This is a genomic window from Desulfoferula mesophila, assembly GCF_037076455.1.
Taxonomy (GTDB): domain Bacteria; phylum Desulfobacterota; class Desulfarculia; order Desulfarculales; family Desulfarculaceae; genus Desulfoferula; species Desulfoferula mesophila.
Genome location: NZ_AP028679.1, coordinates 3,465,955 through 3,484,482 on the forward strand (window position 1 = coordinate 3,465,955; position 18,528 = coordinate 3,484,482).

Annotated in this window: 12 protein-coding genes and 2 tRNA genes; 9 read left to right on the forward strand and 5 right to left on the reverse strand. The window is 55.8% G+C overall.

Going from position 1 to position 18,528, the window contains the following annotated elements; translation table 11 throughout:
• Window positions 1-50: 50 nt before the first annotated feature.
• Window positions 51-431 carry an STAS/SEC14 domain-containing protein gene (locus AACH32_RS15915; protein WP_338601626.1) on the forward strand — a complete coding sequence of 127 codons (381 nt, stop codon included), beginning with the start codon at window positions 51-53 and terminating at the stop codon, window positions 429-431.
• Here the strand turns inward: AACH32_RS15915 and AACH32_RS15920 are convergent.
• Genes AACH32_RS15920 through AACH32_RS15930 form a run of 3 tightly spaced genes read right to left on the reverse strand, consistent with a single transcriptional unit; the run spans window position 428 to window position 4,650 of the window.
• The gene (locus tag AACH32_RS15920; RefSeq protein WP_338601629.1) at window positions 428-1,582 is read right to left on the reverse strand and encodes an aminotransferase class V-fold PLP-dependent enzyme; all 1,155 of its coding nucleotides are present in this window, start codon (window positions 1,580-1,582) and stop codon (window positions 428-430) included. The two genes, AACH32_RS15915 and AACH32_RS15920, sit on opposite strands and share 4 nt — an antisense overlap.
• Window positions 1,583-1,608: 26 nt before the next feature.
• The gene (locus AACH32_RS15925) at window positions 1,609-1,971 is read right to left on the reverse strand and encodes a TusE/DsrC/DsvC family sulfur relay protein (RefSeq protein ID WP_338601632.1); all 363 of its coding nucleotides are present in this window, start codon (window positions 1,969-1,971) and stop codon (window positions 1,609-1,611) included.
• A gap of 18 nt (window positions 1,972-1,989) precedes the next feature.
• A complete protein-coding gene (locus AACH32_RS15930; protein ID WP_338601635.1) occupies window positions 1,990-4,650 on the reverse strand; it encodes a molybdopterin-dependent oxidoreductase in 2,661 nt (886 codons plus the stop codon).
• Window positions 4,651-5,101: 451 nt separating this feature from the next.
• Between AACH32_RS15930 and amrB the strand changes: the two genes are divergently transcribed.
• From amrB to AACH32_RS15950, 4 genes are all read left to right on the forward strand, one after another.
• Entirely contained in the window at window positions 5,102-5,905 is an 804-nt protein-coding gene (amrB, locus tag AACH32_RS15935; RefSeq protein ID WP_338601638.1) for an AmmeMemoRadiSam system protein B, read from the forward strand.
• A 51-nt stretch (window positions 5,906-5,956) separates the two neighbouring features.
• Entirely contained in the window at window positions 5,957-7,375 is a 1,419-nt protein-coding gene (gene gltX, locus AACH32_RS15940) for a glutamate--tRNA ligase (protein ID WP_338601641.1), read from the forward strand.
• 61 nt (window positions 7,376-7,436) lie between these two features.
• Window positions 7,437-7,510 (forward strand) — tRNA-Gln (locus tag AACH32_RS15945).
• Window positions 7,511-7,527: 17 nt separating this feature from the next.
• Window positions 7,528-7,603, forward strand: a tRNA-Glu gene (locus tag AACH32_RS15950).
• A gap of 84 nt (window positions 7,604-7,687) precedes the next feature.
• On the opposite strand, the gene AACH32_RS15955 is transcribed toward AACH32_RS15950, so the two are convergent.
• Window positions 7,688-8,794, reverse strand: a complete 1,107-nt coding sequence (locus tag AACH32_RS15955) for a tyrosine-type recombinase/integrase (protein ID WP_338601643.1) — start codon at window positions 8,792-8,794, stop codon at window positions 7,688-7,690.
• 296 nt (window positions 8,795-9,090) lie between these two features.
• Here AACH32_RS15955 and AACH32_RS15960 point away from each other — a divergent pair, with 296 nt between their 5' ends.
• From AACH32_RS15960 to AACH32_RS15975, 4 genes are all read left to right on the forward strand, one after another.
• A complete protein-coding gene (locus AACH32_RS15960; RefSeq protein ID WP_338601645.1) occupies window positions 9,091-10,011 on the forward strand; it encodes a hypothetical protein in 921 nt (306 codons plus the stop codon).
• A 738-nt stretch (window positions 10,012-10,749) separates the two neighbouring features.
• Window positions 10,750-13,899, forward strand: coding sequence for a bifunctional DNA primase/polymerase (locus AACH32_RS15965; RefSeq protein WP_338601647.1), 3,150 nt, complete (start codon window positions 10,750-10,752; stop codon window positions 13,897-13,899).
• A 333-nt stretch (window positions 13,900-14,232) separates the two neighbouring features.
• Window positions 14,233-15,341, forward strand: a protein-coding gene (locus AACH32_RS15970; protein ID WP_338598789.1) for an IS3 family transposase whose coding sequence is annotated in 2 segments (ribosomal slippage) — window positions 14,233-14,485 and window positions 14,485-15,341 — 1,110 coding nt in all. Because the reading frame shifts where the segments join, the coding sequence is not laid out codon by codon here.
• A 588-nt stretch (window positions 15,342-15,929) separates the two neighbouring features.
• A complete protein-coding gene (locus tag AACH32_RS15975) occupies window positions 15,930-16,586 on the forward strand; it encodes a hypothetical protein (protein WP_338601649.1) in 657 nt (218 codons plus the stop codon).
• Window positions 16,587-16,927: 341 nt separating this feature from the next.
• On the opposite strand, the gene AACH32_RS15980 is transcribed toward AACH32_RS15975, so the two are convergent.
• Window positions 16,928-18,469 carry a DUF1254 domain-containing protein gene (locus AACH32_RS15980; protein ID WP_338601651.1) on the reverse strand — a complete coding sequence of 514 codons (1,542 nt, stop codon included), beginning with the start codon at window positions 18,467-18,469 and terminating at the stop codon, window positions 16,928-16,930.
• Between the last annotated feature and the right edge of the window lie 59 nt (window positions 18,470-18,528).

The window sequence follows — 18,528 nt, forward strand, 5'->3', positions numbered from 1 at the left end:
GATGGCTTGCCGCGGGAGAACGAGGTTGTCGATAACCAAGGAGGATGAGCATGTTCAAGGTGTTGGAGGGCGGCGAGGGCCCGGTCCTGGCCGTGGAGATCAGCGGCTCCTACACGGTGGAGGACGTCAAGGCGTTTGAAAAGGCCGCCGAGGCCCGGCTGGCCCAGGGTCATCCTCGCCTTAACATCCTAATCAAAATCGACCGCATGGATTGGCTGAAAATCAAGCCCCAGGCCTTCTTCCAGGACGCCAAATACGCCATGGAGCACATCAAGCAGATGCGCCACCTGGCCATCGTGGGCGACAGCAAGCTGGAAGAGGTGCTGGTCAAGCTGGACAACCTGATCTTCGGGCGCGAAAAACAGGAGTTGATCGAAAAGTATTTCGACGTGTCCGACCTGGATCAGGCCTGGGAGTTCGTGCGCTCCTAGCGCCGGCAGGCCACGTCGGCGATGCAGGTCATGGCTTCCAGGGCGGCCTCGATGTCGGCTTGCGTGTTGAAGGCTCCCAGGCTGAAGCGCACCGACCCATAGGGCGAGGTGCCCAGGTCCTGGTGCAGCAGAGGGGCGCAGTGCAGCCCCGCGCGCACCGCTATCTCGTAGTCTCCGTCCAGGACCGCGGCCAGATCCCCGGCCTTCATGCCCCGCACGTTGCAGCTCAAAAGGGGCAGGCGTTCGCCGGGGCCCGTGGCGTGGTAAAGCTCCACCCCTTCGATAGCCGCCAGGCCGTCGCGCAGGAGGGCGAAAAGCTCGCGCTCGCGGGCCAAGGCCTGCTTATGCTCGGGCGAGGTCACGTAGTCCAAGCTGTGGCCCAGGCTTAACACCCCCAACAAATTGATGGTTCCCGCCTCCAGGCGATGGGGGTAGTCCATGGTGTGGACCAGGCTGATGGAATCCACCCCCGTGCCGCCGTAGCGGGTGGGCAGAGGATTGACCCGGGGGCTTAGGACCAATCCCCCGATGCCGGTGGGGCCCAACAGGGACTTGTGGCCGGTGAAGGCCAGGCCGCCCACGTCCCATTTTTCCAGCTCGATGGGATGCAGGCCGGCGCTCTGGGAGGCGTCCAACAACAGCTCCACCCCCTGCTCCCGACACAGGGCGGCGATCTCGGCCGCGGGCTGCACCGTGCCAAACACGTTGGAGGCGTGGTTGAGCATCACGAAGGCGGTATCGGGCTTCAGGGCCCGGGCCACGGCCTCGGGCTCCACGTAGCCTTGGTCGTTGAAAGGCACCAGGTCCAGGGCAATGCGGCCCTGGGCCGCCAGGTGGTGCAGCGGCCGCAGCACCGAGTTGTGCTCCAGGCGGGTGCTCACCACGTGGCAGGGCTCCTGGGTCAGGCCCTGGATCAGGGTGTTCAGGGCGTCGGTGGCGTTGTAGGCAAAACAGACCCGCCAGCCCTCGTTGCCGCCGAAAAAGCGGATCACCTTTCGCCGTACCGCCTCCACCTCGTACTCGGCCTCCACGGCCAGGTCGTAGCCGCCCCTTCCCGGCGAGGCCCCGGTTTGCAGATATTGCTCCAAGGCCCGGCGCAGGGGTTCGGCCGGCTTGGGGAAGGTGGTCGCCGAGTTGTCCAGGTAGATCATCCGCAAATCCGCAGACGGGCTCGGGCTCAGCCGCAGCTCTTGGGGTTGGGCAGTCCGGCCAGGCGGCGAGCCCCGAATTTAAGGCCGCCGGGGAACAGCCCTTCCAGCTCCAACAGGCTCAGGCCGGTGCCCTTTTTGAGTTTGTTGTTCAGCGGGGCGCGGCCGTTGTAGGCGTAAAAGTCGCGCAAAAAGTGGATCACCTTCCAGTGGTCCTCGGTCATGGTTTCCAGACCAGCCTCCTTGGCCAGTTCCCGGACCGCCGCCTCGCTCCAGTCATCAAACTCCCAAAAAAAATCTTCCGAGTCAAAAGCTATTTCTTTGCCGGCCAGCAAACGGAGGTGCCGGCCAAGCTGGGGCGTAGCTCCATCTTGGCCGGCACCGGTGTCCATTGCTGGGGTCTCGTCTCTCTAGGCCTTGGCCGCCAGGGCGGCCTTGACCTTATCCGGGGTGGCCGGAATGGTGGTGATGCGCACCCCGGCCGCGTCGTCGATGGCGTTGAGCACCGCCGGAGCGGTGGGCACCATGCACATCTCGCCCACGCCGATGGCCCCCAAGGGACCGGTGGTGCGCGGGGTCTCCAGTATGATCACTTCCATGTCAAAGGAGGTGTCCATGGTGGGGAACTTGAAGCTGCGCCAGTCGTTGGTCTTGCCCGCGATGTACTCCTCGCGCAAGGCGTAGCCCACGCCCATGTCCATGCCGCCTTCCAGCTGGCCGGCCAGGTTCTGGGGATGGATCGCCGTACCCGCGTCCACCGCGGTGGTCATCTTTACCACCTTGACCTCGCCGGTCTCGGTGTTGACCTCCACCTCGGCCATCTGCACCGCGTGCACCTGGGTCTCGAAGTTGGGGCCCTGGCCGGTCTCCGGATCCAGGGGCTTGGCCTCGATGTTCTTCTTGCGGCCGATGTAGCGGCGAGCCTTGCCCGCCTCCACCAGCTCCTTGCCGGTCTTGGCGCCGCTGGCGGCCATGGCCTCCTTGAGCTGCTTCAAGCCGTCGACCAGAGCGTTACCCATCATGTAGGTGATGCGGCTGCCGGCGGCCGGGCCCGAGGCCGCGGTCACGTCGGTGCTGCGGGTGTACAGGCGCACCTTGTCCATGGTCAGGCCCATCACCTCGCAGGTGAGTTGGGTGAGCATAGAGTCGTTGCCCTCGCCGGGGTCGGCCACGGCGCCGAAAACGCTCACGCCGCCGTCATCGTCCAACTCAACGGCCACCACCGAGGCGTCGCCGGGGCCGCCGATGCCGAAGGAACCGCAGGCCACGCCCACGCCACGTTTGATGGTGTCCGTGGAATTTTCCTTGGCTTCTTTCATGGCCCGCTCATAGTGGGGCCGCACGGCGTCAATCAGGGCGAATATGGGCCATTGCTCTACCGCTTGCCCCGTGGCTCCGGCCTGGCCGACTTGCAGGAAGTTCTGGTAACGGAACTCCAGGGGGTCCTTGCCCAGCTTGCGGGCCAGCATGTCCACGGTGGACTCCATGGCGAAGATCTGCTGCGGCGGCCCCGCGCCCCGGGCCGCGCTGCCCCAGGGATTATTGGTGTAGGCCAGGCGCGATTTGATATCCAGGGTCGGCATGTGATAGGAGCCGGCTATCATCCACAGGGCGCGCAGGACCACCACGTGACCGATGGAGTAGTAGGCGCCATTGTCCACGGTGATATCGTTGGCGTAGGCGGTGATCTTGCCGTCGGCGCCCGCGCCCATCTTGGTGTGCATCTTGAAGGAGTGGCGCTTGGAAGACGCCTGCATGGACTCGGCCAGGGAGGGCACGTAACGGATAGCGGACTTGAAATGCATGGCCGCCGCCGCCGCGATACCTTCGGTGATCACGTCGATCTTGATACCGAATTGGCCGCCCACGTAGGCCTCTTCGTAGCGCATGTTCTCAAAACCCACCGCCTCCTGGATCATGCCCAGGTGAGTGTGGATGTTGATGCTGCGCCCCACCACCACTAACTTGTCCTCGCCGTCCTCGTCCTTTTCCCAGTAGGCCAGGGAAACCTCTGGCTCCAAGGGGGCCTGGTGGTTGAACTGAGTGAGGAAATCACCCTCCACCACGGCCGCCGAGCCCGTGAAGGCCGCGTCGGCGTCGCCCCTTTTGATCGGCTGCTCATAGCACAGGTTGGGGATGATGTCGTGCAGCTGCGGCGCGCCCTCGGCCATGGCTTGATCGGTGTTGGCGAGCACCGGAAGGGGGTCCAATTCCACCTTGATGGCCGCGGCCGCGGCCACGGCCTGCTCGTGGGTCTGGGCGGCCACCGCTACGATGGGGTCGCCGATGTAGCGCACCACTTCAGCGCAGAGCACCGGGCGGTCGGCAACCAGGTACTTGAGGATGTTGGTGCCCTTGATGTCCTTGGCGGTCATGAAACCGGCCACGCCGGGCATCTTGGCCGCCTCGGAGGTGTCGATGCTCTTGATCGTGGCGTGGGGCAGGGTGCTGCGCACCACGGCCAACTCCAAGGCGCCGCTAAACTTGTAATCCGCGCCAAAGCGGGCCACGCCACAGGCCTTGATCATGGCCGAGGGGCGGGGATGGGAGGTGCCCAGCATGGGGGCGTCGGCCTCGGGATAGAGATCCTCGGGCTTTTGCTCGCCGCGCAGGAAGCTGCCGGCCAATTCCACTGCCTCGATGATCTTTTTGTAGCCGGTGCAGCGGCACAGGTTGTGCTTGAAGGCTTTCTTGATCTCTTCTTTGCTGGGAGTGAGAGTCTGCTCCAAAAGCGCCTTGGCGGACATGATCATGCCCGGGGTGCAGAAACCGCACTGCACGGCGCCGGCCAGCACAAAAGCCTCTTGGATCAGATGGGGGTTGTCCGGGGTGCCCAGGCCTTCCACGGTGATTACCTCGGCGCCGTCCAGTTTGGCTACCTTGGCCAGGCAGGAGCGCACCGCTTTGCCGTCGACCAAGACCGTGCAGGCGCCGCATTGCCCCTTGCGGTCGCAGGATTGCTTGGCCCCGGTGAGGTCCAAGTTCTCCCGCAGAATATCCAATAATACCGTCTGGTCATCGACCACAAACTCGTGTTTGCGTCCGTTAACCGTCAAACCAATCTTCTTCATGATTAACTCCTGTTACGGCGGCTTGAAACTCCCTTAGCTAATGAGCGGGGATGGCAGGCCCGGTAAAAATTCAACTCGGGCCTTGATCTGCTAAACATGACACATCATAGATCATAACTCCAGGTTTGGCGACCCTCATACAGTTGTTATTTTTAACATATATAAAAATTGGCCCAGGCCCCATCGCGCCCAAAAACAAGTTAAACGATAAACCCAAATGACGGACGCTCCGCGCCCGAAAACCCGGCCGGGCCGGATAAGGAACCTAGCCGGGTTTCGCCGGGTGGCCCCAGCGGACGCGGCCCCCCATCCGGACAAGACACTGCGCAAGGATCGCTGTGAATTTGGCTAGTTAGACGTCCGAGCGGTTGCAGGCGCCCCCCGGGTGTGCTATCCATAATGGAAGGGGTTATATATCCCACAATGCCCTTTTTTCCAAAGGAGGTGGGCTATGTCGCGCGCACCGGCCGTGGCCGGCCGTTTCTATCCCGGCCGGCCCGAGGAATTGGAAGCCAGCGTGCGGGGCTATCTCGGCGCGGCGGCCGAGCCCGAGGAGGCCCTGGCCGTAGTTTGTCCCCATGCGGGATACATGTATTCCGCCTCGGTGGTGGGCAAGGTGCTGGGCCGGGTCAAGGTGCCCCGGCGGGTGGTGGTCCTGGGTCCCAACCACCAGGGCCTGGGGCAAAAGGCGGCCCTGATGAGCCGCGGCTCCTGGCAGACCCCCCTGGGCCAGGTGACGCTCGACGCCGAACTGGGCGGCGAGATATTGTCGCGCAACGCCCTGGTGCGCGAGGACGACCTGGCCCACCAGTACGAGCACTCCCTGGAGGTGCAGGTGCCCTTTCTCCAGGTGCTCAGGCCCGATCTGCTCCTGACCCCCCTGTGCCTGTCCATGCTCAGCTACGAGCAATGCGAGCAACTGGGCCACGACCTGGCCGAAGCGGTGCGGGCCGTGGGCGAGCCGGTGCTCATCGTGGCCAGCACCGACATGACCCACTATGAGTCGGCCCAAAGCGCCGCGGCCAAGGACAAGCTGGCCCTGCAACAGATACTGGCCCTGAACCCCCAGGGCCTGTATAACACCGTAGCCACCAAACGCATCAGCATGTGCGGCTTTTTGCCCACCACCGTGGCCCTGGCCGCGGCCCTGGGGCTGGGGGCCAGCCAGGCCGAGCTGGTGGCCTACACCAACAGCGGCGAGGCGACCGGGGATTATGACCAGGTGGTGGCCTACGCCGGGCTGATAATCAAGTAATCATTTTAAACGCGTGCGCCCCCGGCCGGGGCGTGTCCTGGGAAATGGATCATGGATAAGGCAACCGACAACACCCCCCGGGTACGCACCCGCTTCCCACCCTCGCCCACCGGGGCTCTGCACCTGGGCGGGGCTCGCACCGCCCTGTTCAACTGGCTATTCGCCCGTCACCACGGCGGTGAATTCGTCCTGCGCCTGGAGGACACCGACCGCCAGCGCTCCAAACAGGAGCACGTGGAAGGCATCCTGGCGGCCATGGACTGGCTGGGCCTGGACTATGACGAAGGCCCCTATTACCAGACCAAGCGCCTGGAGCGCTACCGCGAGGCCATCGACCAGATGCTGGCCAAGGGCCGGGCCTATTGGTGTCACTGTTCGCCCGAGGAGCTGACCAAGCAGCGCGAGGCGGCCATGGCCGCCGGCGGCAAGCCCATGTACGACGGCACCTGCCGCGAAAAAAACCTGGGGCCCGCCCCCGGCGCGGTGGTGCGCTTCAAGGGGCCGCGCACCGGAGCCACCACCTTCAACGACCTGGTCAAGGGCCCCATCACCTTTGACCACAAGGAGCTGGACGACCTTATCATCCTGCGCTCCGACGGCTGGCCCACCTATCACCTGGCCGTGGTGGTGGACGACATCGACATGGGCATCACCCACGTAATCCGGGGCGATGACCACGTGAACAACACCCCGCGCCAGATCCTGCTCTATCAGGCCCTGGACGCCGAGTTGCCCCAGTTCGCCCACGTACCCATGATCCTGGGCCCGGACAAGACCAAGCTCTCCAAGCGCCACGGAGCCACCGCGGTGATGGACTACCGGGACATGGGCTATCTGCCCGAGGCCATGCTCAACGCCCTGGCCCGCCTGGGCTGGTCCCACGGCGACCAGGAGATGTTCTCCCGCCAGGAGCTCATCGACTACTTCGGGCTCAAGGCGGTGGGGCGCAGCGCGGCGGTGTTCGACACCGACCGCCTGTTGCACCTGAACCAACGCTATATCCAGGAGAGCGGCCCCGCCCGCCTGGCCGAGCTGTTGCCGCCTTTTTTGGCCGCCCGGGGCATCGAAGAATACAACCAGGCCACGCTCCTGGCCTGCTTGCCCGAACTGACCCCCCGGGCCAAGACCCTGGTGGAGCTGGCCGATTGGGCCGAGCCCTACCTGGTGGACGAGCCGGTCATGGACCCCAAGGCCGTCAAAAAGTTCCTGGGCCCGGCTCAGGTGCCGGTGTTGGAGCGGGTGGCGGCCCTGGTTAAGGCCAAGGGCACCGGCGACCCCGAGGCGCTGGAAGCCGGCGTGCGCGATATCGCCGAGCAGATGGAGCTGAAGCTGGGCGGCGTGGCCCAGCCGGTGCGGGTGGCCCTGACCGGGCGCACCTTCAGCCCCGGCATTTTCGAGGTCATGGCCATCCTGGGAGACGAGCGGGTTAAGGCCAGGTTAACTAGGGCCTTGGGGCTGGCGGCAAAATAAAAACTCTGCTAAAAAAGGCTTGACGCCGGCAGGCTCAGGCTATAAATCAGTGCGTACCTGCTGGCGGATCGTCTAACGGCAGGACTGCAGACTCTGGATCTGCCTATCCAGGTTCGAATCCTGGTCCGCCAGCCATACATATGTTTGTGCACGGTCCCATCGTCTAGTGGTCTAGGATATCGGCCTCTCACGCCGAAGACACGGGTTCGAACCCCGTTGGGACTGCCAAATAATATCAAGAGGTTGGCCTATATGGGTCAGCCTCTTTTTTTGTCTTCGCGTAATTGGACGTAGTGCTGGACGTAGGATTGCTCAGGCAGTCCCAGTTTTTTTGCCGCCTTCCAAGACTTTCAGGTGGGGTCTGATGTCTTTGATACCTCGGAGATATCGCTCGGTAGTGCTCAGATTCTTGTGTCTGAGGAATTGTTGCGCGACCTTCATTGATACATTGTTGTGAGCAAGTACGGTCGCACCCAGCCCCCTGATTCCATGGTGCCCGAAGGGAGTTACTCCAGCCTTCTGGCATAGGTTCTTTGGGAAGGTCCTTCTATTGATGAACTTTTGACCAGCATACTTGCCCTCTTGCACAGTAAATACCCACTCGGATTTACCGGCCGTTAGACGATGGGCCAGTAACGCTGTTCGCAACTCATCGTTCATAGGCAACCAGACCGATTCTAGGGAGCCATCCTTGGTTTTCCTAGTCTTAAGACGAATTCGCGGCTCGTCCTTGTCCAAATCAACATCTTCCCAGCGCAGGTTATAGACTTCACTTTTGCGACCACCAGTGTGAAGAAAGGTCAAAAGGATTACTTTATCTTGGCCTTCCGCCACATCAAGCACCTTTATGAAGTCCTCCAAGAGGGGCACATAATGGGGCTCAACGTCATGTGGAAACTTTTTAACTGCCTTGAAGGGGTTTTTAACCGGGAAGTCTCTGTACTCGACACCCCAGTTCCAAGCAGCCAGTAGATTCTTTCGGGCCTTGTTCGCCTCATTGCCTCCTTTGCGGGCGAAAACTGAGTTAAGGAAGTCTAACGCGTCACCAGCCTGGATTTCGGTTGTAACCCCTACTGGGTCGAAAAACTTGAAGAAAAGACGAAATATGTCGCGTTTTTCGCGCAGAGTCTTAGGCGTAACATGGATGGAAGACAAATAGTCATTAGCCCATCTATGTAAGGAGACCGAATGGATCCCCTCCTTGCTCAAGACTGCTTCTATCTCTTCTGGGGGTACTCCGGCGTTTAGGAGTCTCTCGATCGAATCCGTGGGGATGCCGATCTTCAGAAGTCGTCGGACTTCCAACTCCCAAGCCAGTGCTTGGTCCCTGTCCTCGAAAATCTTCTCTTTCCTGAAATCCTTGCGGTTGATCTGCGCGACCCATAGCTTTTTGCCGTTCCTCTGCCTCTTGCTGGGCATGGATCCTCCTCACTGTTTCCTCTATTAAGTTGTCAAAGAACAGCACACGGCCAGAGATGCGCACTCCACCGTACCTCTCAGGGTAGCGAAGTACCGTGCTCTCAGCAACTTCGAAGAAGTCTGCTACCTCCTCCGTCGTGCGCTTTTCCCCTAATCCCGGACACATAATTTTTAGTAGCTTCCTTTTTTGTTTCTCGCGGTTAACTTAAATTTGATATACAGAAGATTGGTTATCGGGCTACTCAGGACAAGACGAGTTAGAATTTTTCCTATTCGTACCATTTTGAGAGACAGATATGGGCAAAATGACTAGCTTGGATCACGACATTAAAGATTTGAGGAACAAACTAGAGCATTACTGCTTTTGGTCATGGGAATATCAGAGAAGAAATACCAACTACAAAAATTTATTTAGTAAAACCAGAGAGCCTCAAAGAACTGCCGAGCATCAGGCTATAATAAATCAACCTACTAATATTAATAATGGTCTAATTGAAGAAGATATATCTAATAAAATAAAACCGCATGATCCTCAATTTGCTACTGCTGCTAAAATAATTACTAAATTTAAACGTAAGCCAAGAGATCCAAAGATTGGACTTAACTCAGATGAAATTTTGAAAAAAATCATTGGTGGTAACTACGAGTACGATATTCACACGCCCGAGGAATTGGAACTATTTATGTTTAGAGAAGACAATTTTGTCTGTTTTCAGGAGGGCGATATATTTACCTATCCTATTACTAAAAGTCTTTTATCTCGACCAATTGCCGAAATAAACGCCATGAGACTCGTAATCAATGTAAACGGCCCACTATCTCAAATAAGAAAAAGAGTTGAATTAGCTTATCATAAATCCCATATAACAGAGCCAATAGAAAATTTGCTGTGGAAAGATGATTGTGGCGATGATAAAAGCAAAAGAGCACTATTAGCCTATTTAAAAGTATTGGATGATTGTAGAATGGAAAGAGTTGGCAGTAAGAGAGCAAGAATCAGACCAGAACTTGATCTTCCGCGAGCGGTGGGACTATGGATGTGGGATCGTAAAAATATCGATGGCATTAAATTTGGAGTTGCTCATAAGAAGCTACTCGAACAGTTTAAAAACGCTGCCCTTAAAAAACCATTTAGAAATCTATCAACGGTCAGCCGGTATGTTCGTAGAACTGGAATATGTATAGAGTCTGGAGAGGTTTTGCCTATGACAGACTGATTGAATTTGGTTTTTGTCACCACCATTTCACCCCTTTTTTACTCCTAGACGTTAATCCCTACTTTTTGCAAAAAAGTCCTATTAATCCATTTACACAACGATGGTGGGTGTGATCAACCTCCCTGCCTTATGGGCATGGTTTGCATTCTTGGGTTGTTCTGTTCTAGCTTTTTTCGCAAAACGTAATATTGGTAAATAATAATTAATATCAATAAGATAGATAGCACGGATAGGCTTTTCATCTAGTCGTTTCGACCCATTTCACCTACGACATAACTTATTTCCATAACGAGGCAGCACCCGCATTTCGCACCGCTGCCAAAAAAATTAAGGAGATAAAATATTATGGAAAAGCAATCAGTTAGCATTTCGAGGGCAATCACACTTCGGGGGACCCTTCTTCCTGTTCTAGTTCGGAATTACAGGGCGGAGCCGGATGGGGGCGCAGTCCCTATGGGTAGGACTGAGGAGAGGGAGGATAACCACAACTAGCAACTGCGGGCGGAGACCTCTGGTTGGGTTTCCGCCCATTCAAGAAGGAGGTGCGTATGAATAAACCAACATAACTCGCTTAAGGGGCTGAAAATTTTTAATGGAGAAGGAATATGAACACTGAAGGCCTAATTAATCTCTGTGCCGAGTGCGGCAGTTACAACGATTTTATTCAAACACCAGACGGTCGGGTTTGGTTCGTCTGTAGACGCTGTGGCGGGAACCAGTTTGTGACCGAAGAGATGGATGAAAAATATTTACGTGAAGGAGAAAAAAATGGATAAATATGTGGCAGTTACCCTAGATGATGCTGAATTCCAAAGAGCAGTAATACGGGATGCGAAGAGTAATCTAATAACAGCCCTGACCTATGCCAGTTGGGGTTGGCCGGTGTTCCCAGTTCACGAATGTGAAGGCAAAAAGTGCTCTTGCGGTAACGCAGAGTGTTCTAGTCCTGGTAAGCATCCGCGGACACCACGCGGCTTTAAGGATGCCTCCACGGATGAGGGCCAGGTTCGAACCTGGTGGACAGAAAACCCCAATGCCAATATTGGAGTGTTTACTGGAATCGAGGGTGGACCTTTCGTCCTGGACATAGACCCCCGTCATGGTGGTGACGCTTCACTGGAAGCCCTATTACAAAAACATGCCCCCTTCCCGCCAACAGTCGTGGCCCGCACAGGCGGTGGAGGAAGGCACTATCTATTTAGATACCCCGAAGGCCTTTCCCTGCCTTCCAGGGTAGGCAAAGCCGGTCGCAGTCTTGGCCCAGGTTTGGATATCCGAGCGGCAGGTGGGTATTTCGTGGCACCACCCTCAAATCATATCTCGGGCGGTGTCTACTCCTGGAGTGAAGACGGTCACCCCGATGACGTCCCTATCGCGCAAGCACCCGATTGGCTCTTGCAGTTGATATTGCAGGGAGATGCGCCCCAATCAGGTGGATTAGCTTGTTTGCCCGGACCCGAGCCAGTCGCAGACCCAGAATTAGCGAGACAAAGGACACTGAGAGCAGTGTCCCGTACAGATGAAGGCTATAGGAACGATCATTTATTCAATAGCGCCAGGTTTCTGGGCGGTCTTTTAATAAATGCTGGCTGGGACGAGCACGAGATCATATCTAGCTTGATCAGAGCCGCAGAAGAATCTGGTTTGCCCCGTGATGAGGCATTCAAGGCCATAAACAATGGGCTGCAAAAAGGCAAAGAGGCTCCTCTTCAGATATCACCAGAAAGCGGCCAGTCCGATTACTTAAAGCCTTTACTTGAACAATTAACTCGGCTCGCTCAGGACAAGCCGGGGAGTGTGGTTGCCGAGATTTTGAAAAACGAGGCGTGGATACACGGCTTGGCCTTGATTGCGCTGGACGCACCACATCAATTAGAGGCTTTTCACATGGATCTGCGCCAGCTGCAGGTTCGGGTAAAAGACCTGGATTCCCTAAAGAAGGCCATCGGGGCCCGAGCGGAAGTGATACGACAGACAAGAGCCAAAGCCGCTCAAGAGCAAGCGGCCGAGGTGGAGAGCGTCAAATTATGTATCCCAGAGGCCCCTGTACAAACCGATATCTTGATCCCTCAGGGCTGGGCCCTTTCCCCGGAGCGAGGTATTGGGCGCGTGGCTGGGGGGAAAGCAGGATCCGGCCAGGTGGAACAGATCTGTTATGCCCCGGTGCTCATCGTCGAAAGGTTAGTCAGCGTGGTCGAAGGGGACGAGCTCACCAAGGTGTCTTGGTTCCGAGGTGGTGAATGGAAGGATGCAATAGTCAAGCGGAGGGTCATCAGTATCAATCGGGAAATCACCGCTCTTGCTGATAAGGGTCTTCCCGTTACCTCTCAGAATGCGAATGCCCTGGTCGATTACCTGGCCGATTTCGAGAAGCAGAACCTCGACCGACTGCCCATCACCAGATCGACTACGATCTTGGGGTGGCAGCCTGGCAATGAGGCTTTTCTGTGGGGCAAGCAGTGCCTCGTAGCAAGACCTCAGGATCAAGAGCAGCCAGCCCCCGAGGAGATACACTTCTTACCGCCCGATGAGGGCTATGAACAGCTCGCCAACGCTTTCTGCTCCAAGGGCAATGAAGGGAAATGGTTCGAAGCGGCAAACCAGGCCTTGCAATATCCGCTTGCCGGGTTTGCCATTTATGCCAGCCTGGCCGTTCCTTTTCTAGAGGTATTGGAGGCACCCAATTTCATCGTGGACTGGGCCCATGTGACCTCCACCGGTAAAACCACCATTCTCCGATTGGCAGCTTCCTGCTGGGGCAATCCCAACGGAACCAGCGGGTGTTCGGTAATGCACTCCTGGGACAACACTATTGTGTGGATTGAACGCGCCGCAGCCACCCTTAATGGCTTGCCCCTGCTTCTGGATGACACCAAGACCGCTGGAACGGGCATCAAGCGGGAAAATGCCGGGGCCAAGATAAGTCAAGTCATCTACAACATCACCAGTGGTCAAGGGAGAGGGCGCGGCTCGACAACTGGTCTGCAGCAGCGGGGTTCCTGGAGGACTTGCATGCTCACAAATGGTGAACAACCGGCAACGGCCTACACCCAGGATGGAGGTACTCGTGGTCGGGTAATCGGATTATGGGGGCCCCCGTTTGGGCCAACCGATGAGGCCACGGCTCAGCTGGTGGGTGCAGTTAATGCGACCATCAGGAGTAACTACGGTCATGCTGGTCCCCGGCTGATTCAATATATCCTAGACAACCGAGACAAGTGGGAGGTCTGGCAAAGGGTCTATGAGGAGAATCTTGCTCGGTATGCGGAAAAATCAGGGGGCAACCCCATTGCCCACAGATTGAGTCAGTACTTTGCCACCTTGGCTACAGTAATCCCGATAATCCACAAAGCCCTGCCCGAGCTGCAGCTGAGTGAAGGGACCTCGTTCGAGGATATTCTGGACCCTGTCTGGGCCCTAGCGGTTAAGGAAACCGAGGAAGCGGACAGGGCTCTGGCTGCCCTGAAGGAAACATATGACTGGGCCGTGGCCAACCGGGATAAGTTCTATAAAGGTGAGAAGGATCAGTATGAGCCCCATCAAGGATGGGCGGGCGTCTGGAATAAAGATAATTGGGATTACATCGGCTTTGTGGGCAAGTCCCTTAGGGAAAGGCTAAAGCAAGCTGGATTTGATGAAACGGCCATAATACGCACCTGGAAGGACCGGGGGTGGTTGGAGATCCCCCCACAAAACAACCAGAAGCAGTGCAAGATCAATGGGAACCCCGTTAGGTGCTACTGCTTGAAAAGATCAGCCATAGAGAAGCAACTGGGCCTTATGGAGCCCTTGCTGGAGCTGTTCACGGTTCCGGATGATAGGGGCGCAGGTGGCCCTGGTGATCCTGAAGTCCACGGCAAGGGGAAGGTTGACTCCTGGAGTATGTAGATCAAGCCTAAGGTGCTTGTATGGGGTGTTACCGTAAAATGGTAATTATTTAAAATGGTTATCCTTTACGGTAACAACCCCACCTAGGAGGTGTTACCGTGGGTGTTACCGCATTTGATTAATTAAATTAATTACTTATGTATTATGGTAACAGGAGTAACACCTAAAATGGGATATACCCTCTCTTACTGGCTCCGATTCTCCCTCCTGCGGTGCGGCGTGTCGTTTTTTGGGAAGGGCTCCATAAAGGGTGTTGTAACCCTCCCTTAAAATAGGGCCAGTTTGAGGTAGAGACTTCTGGCAGACTGAGGTCTGCAAGGAGGACTCTTCACGATGCGCAGGACCAGATTCAGCGAAACTCAGATCGTCAAAATTCTGAAAGAGGTGGAAGGGGGCAGGACCGCCAAGGAGGTCTGCCGGGAATACGGTGTCAGCAGCGCCACCTACTACAAATGGAAGTCCAAGTACGGGGGCATGGAGGCCTCGGACATCGTCCGGCTCAAGGAGCTTGAAGAAGAAAACAGGCGTCTAAAGCAGATGTACGCCGACTTGAGCCTTGAGAATCGGGCTCTGAAGGACGTCATCGAAAGAAAAATATAAGGCCAGCGGGTCGGCGCGATCTGGCTAAGTTCATGTGCAAAGAGCACGGTCTGAGCATTCGCCGGGCCTGCCGCGCCCTGAGGCTGAGCCGGTCGGTTTATGCCTACCGACCCAAGCCCCGCGACGATGGTCCGATCATCGAGGCGCTGACTTCGCTGGCAGACAAATATCCCAGATACGGCTTTGCCAAACTGTTTCAAGTAATTCGGCGGGATGGACATGGCTGGAATCACAAGCGGGTGTACCGAGTGTACTGCGCCCTGAAGCTAAACCTTCGCAGGAAGGGTAAGAAGCGCCTGCCTACTCGTGATCCCCAGCCGCTTGCAGTGCCGGATCTGGCCAATATCTGCTGGTCGGTGGACTTCATGAGCGATGCCCTGTATGGCGGCCAGCGATTCAGGACCTTTAATGTGGTGGATGATTTCAATCGAGAGGCCCTGGCCATAGAGGTGGACGTCAATCTCCCCGCCCAAAGGATAATCCGAGTGCTGGAGCGTATCGCTGCCTGGCGGGGCTACCCGTCCAGGCTGAGGCTGGACAACGGCCCGGAGCTGGTCAGTGTAGCTATGGCCCAATGGGCCGAGGAGCATAGTATCGATTTGGGTTTCACTCAGCCCGGCAAGCCCACCCAGAATTCATACATTGAACGCTTCAACCGGACCTATCGGGAAGAGGTGCTGGACCTTTACATATTTTCCCGTCTAAGCGAGGTGCGGGAAATCACGGATCGCTGGCTCAAGGAGTACAACGAGGAACGCCCTCATGAGTCCCTCGGCAACCTGACACCAGCCGAATACCTCGCTATAAATTCACCTGAAGTTTCTACTGTTGACTGGCACTAATCGGGGGAGGTTTACATTTGCTACATCGGAAAAGAATCAGCAACATATGCATTATCTTGCCGCCATTCCAGATAGCAGCAATTCCTGGCTCTCCCGACATCCAAAAATATTCCGCTCAGGCCGCCGCATCCCCTGTGTGACGTACTCTCGGGTGCCAGGGGCTGGTTGTTCGATGTCCTTTTCAAAAATAACCAATGTTGGTGGCCTGAAAAGATACCTGGAGGGGCCAAAGAATAGAGCCACATTTGTTGTCATGCTTGATCATTCTCCGCGCGCGGTCTGGCAACCCTTCGCCGGTATCCGTCAGGAGGATCGCCAAGAAAGCCGTAGAGAGGACACTAAAGACCGCAGCTTGAGTCCATCCGCGCCAGTATACCCTCCGGTATGCGCACCTACCAGCCTGAGCCTACCAGGACTGCTGATCAATTTCTCCGTGTCGACAACCCAGCGAGGACGGCAAGGCATCGGGTCGATTGATCGCAATATACGATGTCACTTTGATTCTTCATAGAAAACAAATTTACGTTACCCCGACCGTCTTCCTCTTAACCGCCTTATACCTGAAACACCACAAAATAAGGAGGTAACATGGGTACAAAATATCTGACATGTGTCGTTAAGGCCGGTGAGTATAAAATTGCTCAGTTTGGGCGGAGTGATGGTTACCCGCAAGGGGCGGGTACAAAGATTCTGAAATTCTTGAAGAGAGTAGATCTCACCACCTTCGCTGAGAATGTATCTCAGTTGTGTTTTTATACAGATGAAGAGTCTGTCCAGATTAATAAAGAGGTTGGTTCCTATATGGGAAGCATACAAGGTGAAAAATGGGATGCTATACGTAAGGAAGATAACAAACGATACAGGAATCCGACAACCGAGTTGAACGATAAATACTTTTCACAGCCGTATATACATGTGCAAAGTAAACTAGGCTGGGAGATTCTTGAATTAATCATGAGAGGAAATACACCACCTCTTGACAATAATGTCAAATTTGCTGGTGACTCTCTTTTTTGTGAATGGGTTTATGTCATCGATCTTGATGAAAACCAGCTTGAGGTATATCGAGGCTTCAACAAAGAACCGGTACCTGAAGGAGAGCGGTTTGCTAATTTTGAAGGAGAGCAACCAGGTGATTTTGAATGGAGAGACAGTTACTATCCAGTCAAGCACATGGTGACATTTGAACTCGATCGGCTACCGTCGGAAGAAGATTTTCTGGAGCGCTGTTCGGAATCCCAGTGAGGTCGGCATCAGGTTGTGGCTAATAGCCACAACCTGATGTTGTGTTACGCGTCAGGCTGATATTCAGTTGTAGAAATCCACACTCAATCCGACACATTTTGTTTTCAACTTTCAACCTAATCGGACAATCGTCTGTTTGAGATTCTCATGGATAAGGTCTTCTCTCAGATTTCTTTTTGTTGTTAGGAATTGGAAAAAGCAGAACTTCATAGATTCAGTAGAAATCTACAGACAGCGAATTGCCAAGATATTTAGACCTTCGAGATGGCAACATTGACGTTCCGGTTCAGGAGGCGGTGCGACAGCACTGCCCACTGAACCAGTTGTTAAATGGTAACGTCCTATTCTACCAACTCTATCTCACCCGGTCGCCAAGTCTTGTTGAACCAGGGTTCGAGCGCGCCGTACATCCTCAGTACAACGTTCCATCCTTTTCCTGGGATGGTCTGGGCCCAATTGGCTTTCTTGGCCTCGTCAGCCGGAGGGTTGGGGCCAAAATACACATCTATAGATCCGTCCGCATTCATGTGCAGTCCCTTTGTCTGGCTGCTGACACTTGGAAACCGCTGATCTGTCTGGATCTGCGAACGAGTCTGGTTGCTATAGAGGATGAGCGACCAGAAGTCCTTGACCGGGACGTTCGGTGGCAAATGCAGCCGATAGTTCTTACCGCCGTCGAGCGGAGCATCATTGGCGTCCCTTGCGGTCCAGGCATACTGGGAGCCCTTGCCCACCAGTTGCTCCTCCATTGCCGGTGTTACGAGTATTGCCAGGAAGTAGTAGAATGTCGCCGCATCGAAATCTGCAACCCCGGGCGCAGCCTGAAACTTGTAGCCGCCGGTAAAACCCAGCTGCCAGTTGCTGTTTTCGTAGTAGTAGGCTGCTCGGTCCCGGGTATGAAAAAGGATAGCACGCGCCGTAGCGTTACCGACAGCCGCGGCTTCGGTCAGGATTTTCTTCATACGCGCGTCAGGAGCGAAGGGTTTGCCTTTCTGGATACCAATTGACTGGAAGAAGCCAAGCGTCACCGGATCCAAAGACTCCGCGGGTTCTTCCTGTACGACCTGATTCAGCAACTCCCAGAAGCTGTAGTCAGTGGGGTATGTTGTGTTGAAAAATTTGCCCGACAGGTCGACGAACTTCGGCGCAGTCACTGGCTTACCAGCATCCGCCAGCGGATAGATCTTGGCGAATTTCTTGACAATTTCCACACCCGGTTTCGGATTTCCATCAACGAGAAAGCTGCGCCACGGTGCCCACAGGCCAAAGGTGGGCGAGTGCACCACGTAATAGCCCTGCGGTACTTCCCCATCGTAGCCAGGTGGCAGGAACAGATACTTACCACCTTCGCCTTTGTCCGGCCCGGTGATACCGATATCGATGACCCAGCGCTGCCACATGTTGTTTACCGTCCCCAGTACCTTCGGCGGCACCTCGAGCACCTGCGGGCCTTTGGAAAGGTCCAGCCACGTCCAGCTGTAGACCGTATTGTCATTTCCGGTGAGGACGATGCCGCGCGAGTCTAATAACTGCTCAAAGATCGGCACTATTGTATTCGGCGGTCCAAGGGTAAGGATTGCATTGCGGTTGGCCACTTGACCAACTGCAGGCAGCCCCAGCAGGAAAGACTGCACCGCACGCTGGAAGTCGAGATTATCGTAAAGTTTTTTGGTCGTTTCCTTGTCGGGAAAACCGTCGAAGAAATTGAGCGTTCCAATCCACGTCTCGACCTTGTCAGGAGTGGCTACTCCAGGCGGCATGGGGGTTGAATATTTCATTTGTGGATCTGCTGGCGAGCCAATAAGTTCTCCGGCGTAACCATTGCCCATAACTGCAGCCAAGGTCACGACTCCGAGGGTGATACTAAACAGTAAGCGTTTCATCACTTCTACTCCTTTTCATTTGATTTGTATCACATCGATGCTGATTCCGCGTATTCGGC

Excerpts from the sequence above, each read along its gene's own strand:
- AACH32_RS15920 (WP_338601629.1), bottom strand. The coding sequence starts at position 1,582 with ATGATCTACCTGGACAACTCGGCGACCACCTTCCCCAAGCCGGCCGAA.
- AACH32_RS15915 (WP_338601626.1), top strand. The coding sequence starts at position 51 with ATGTTCAAGGTGTTGGAGGGCGGCGAGGGCCCGGTCCTGGCCGTGGAG.
- AACH32_RS15965 (WP_338601647.1), top strand. The coding sequence starts at position 10,750 with ATGAAAAATATTTACGTGAAGGAGAAAAAAATGGATAAATATGTGGCA.
- AACH32_RS15930 (WP_338601635.1), bottom strand. The coding sequence starts at position 4,650 with ATGAAGAAGATTGGTTTGACGGTTAACGGACGCAAACACGAGTTTGTG.
- AACH32_RS15975 (WP_338601649.1), top strand. The coding sequence starts at position 15,930 with ATGGGTACAAAATATCTGACATGTGTCGTTAAGGCCGGTGAGTATAAA.
- amrB (WP_338601638.1), top strand. The coding sequence starts at position 5,102 with ATGTCGCGCGCACCGGCCGTGGCCGGCCGTTTCTATCCCGGCCGGCCC.
- gltX (WP_338601641.1), top strand. The coding sequence starts at position 5,957 with ATGGATAAGGCAACCGACAACACCCCCCGGGTACGCACCCGCTTCCCA.
- AACH32_RS15980 (WP_338601651.1), bottom strand. The coding sequence starts at position 18,469 with ATGAAACGCTTACTGTTTAGTATCACCCTCGGAGTCGTGACCTTGGCT.
- AACH32_RS15925 (WP_338601632.1), bottom strand. The coding sequence starts at position 1,971 with ATGGACACCGGTGCCGGCCAAGATGGAGCTACGCCCCAGCTTGGCCGG.
- AACH32_RS15955 (WP_338601643.1), bottom strand. The coding sequence starts at position 8,794 with ATGCCCAGCAAGAGGCAGAGGAACGGCAAAAAGCTATGGGTCGCGCAG.
- AACH32_RS15960 (WP_338601645.1), top strand. The coding sequence starts at position 9,091 with ATGGGCAAAATGACTAGCTTGGATCACGACATTAAAGATTTGAGGAAC.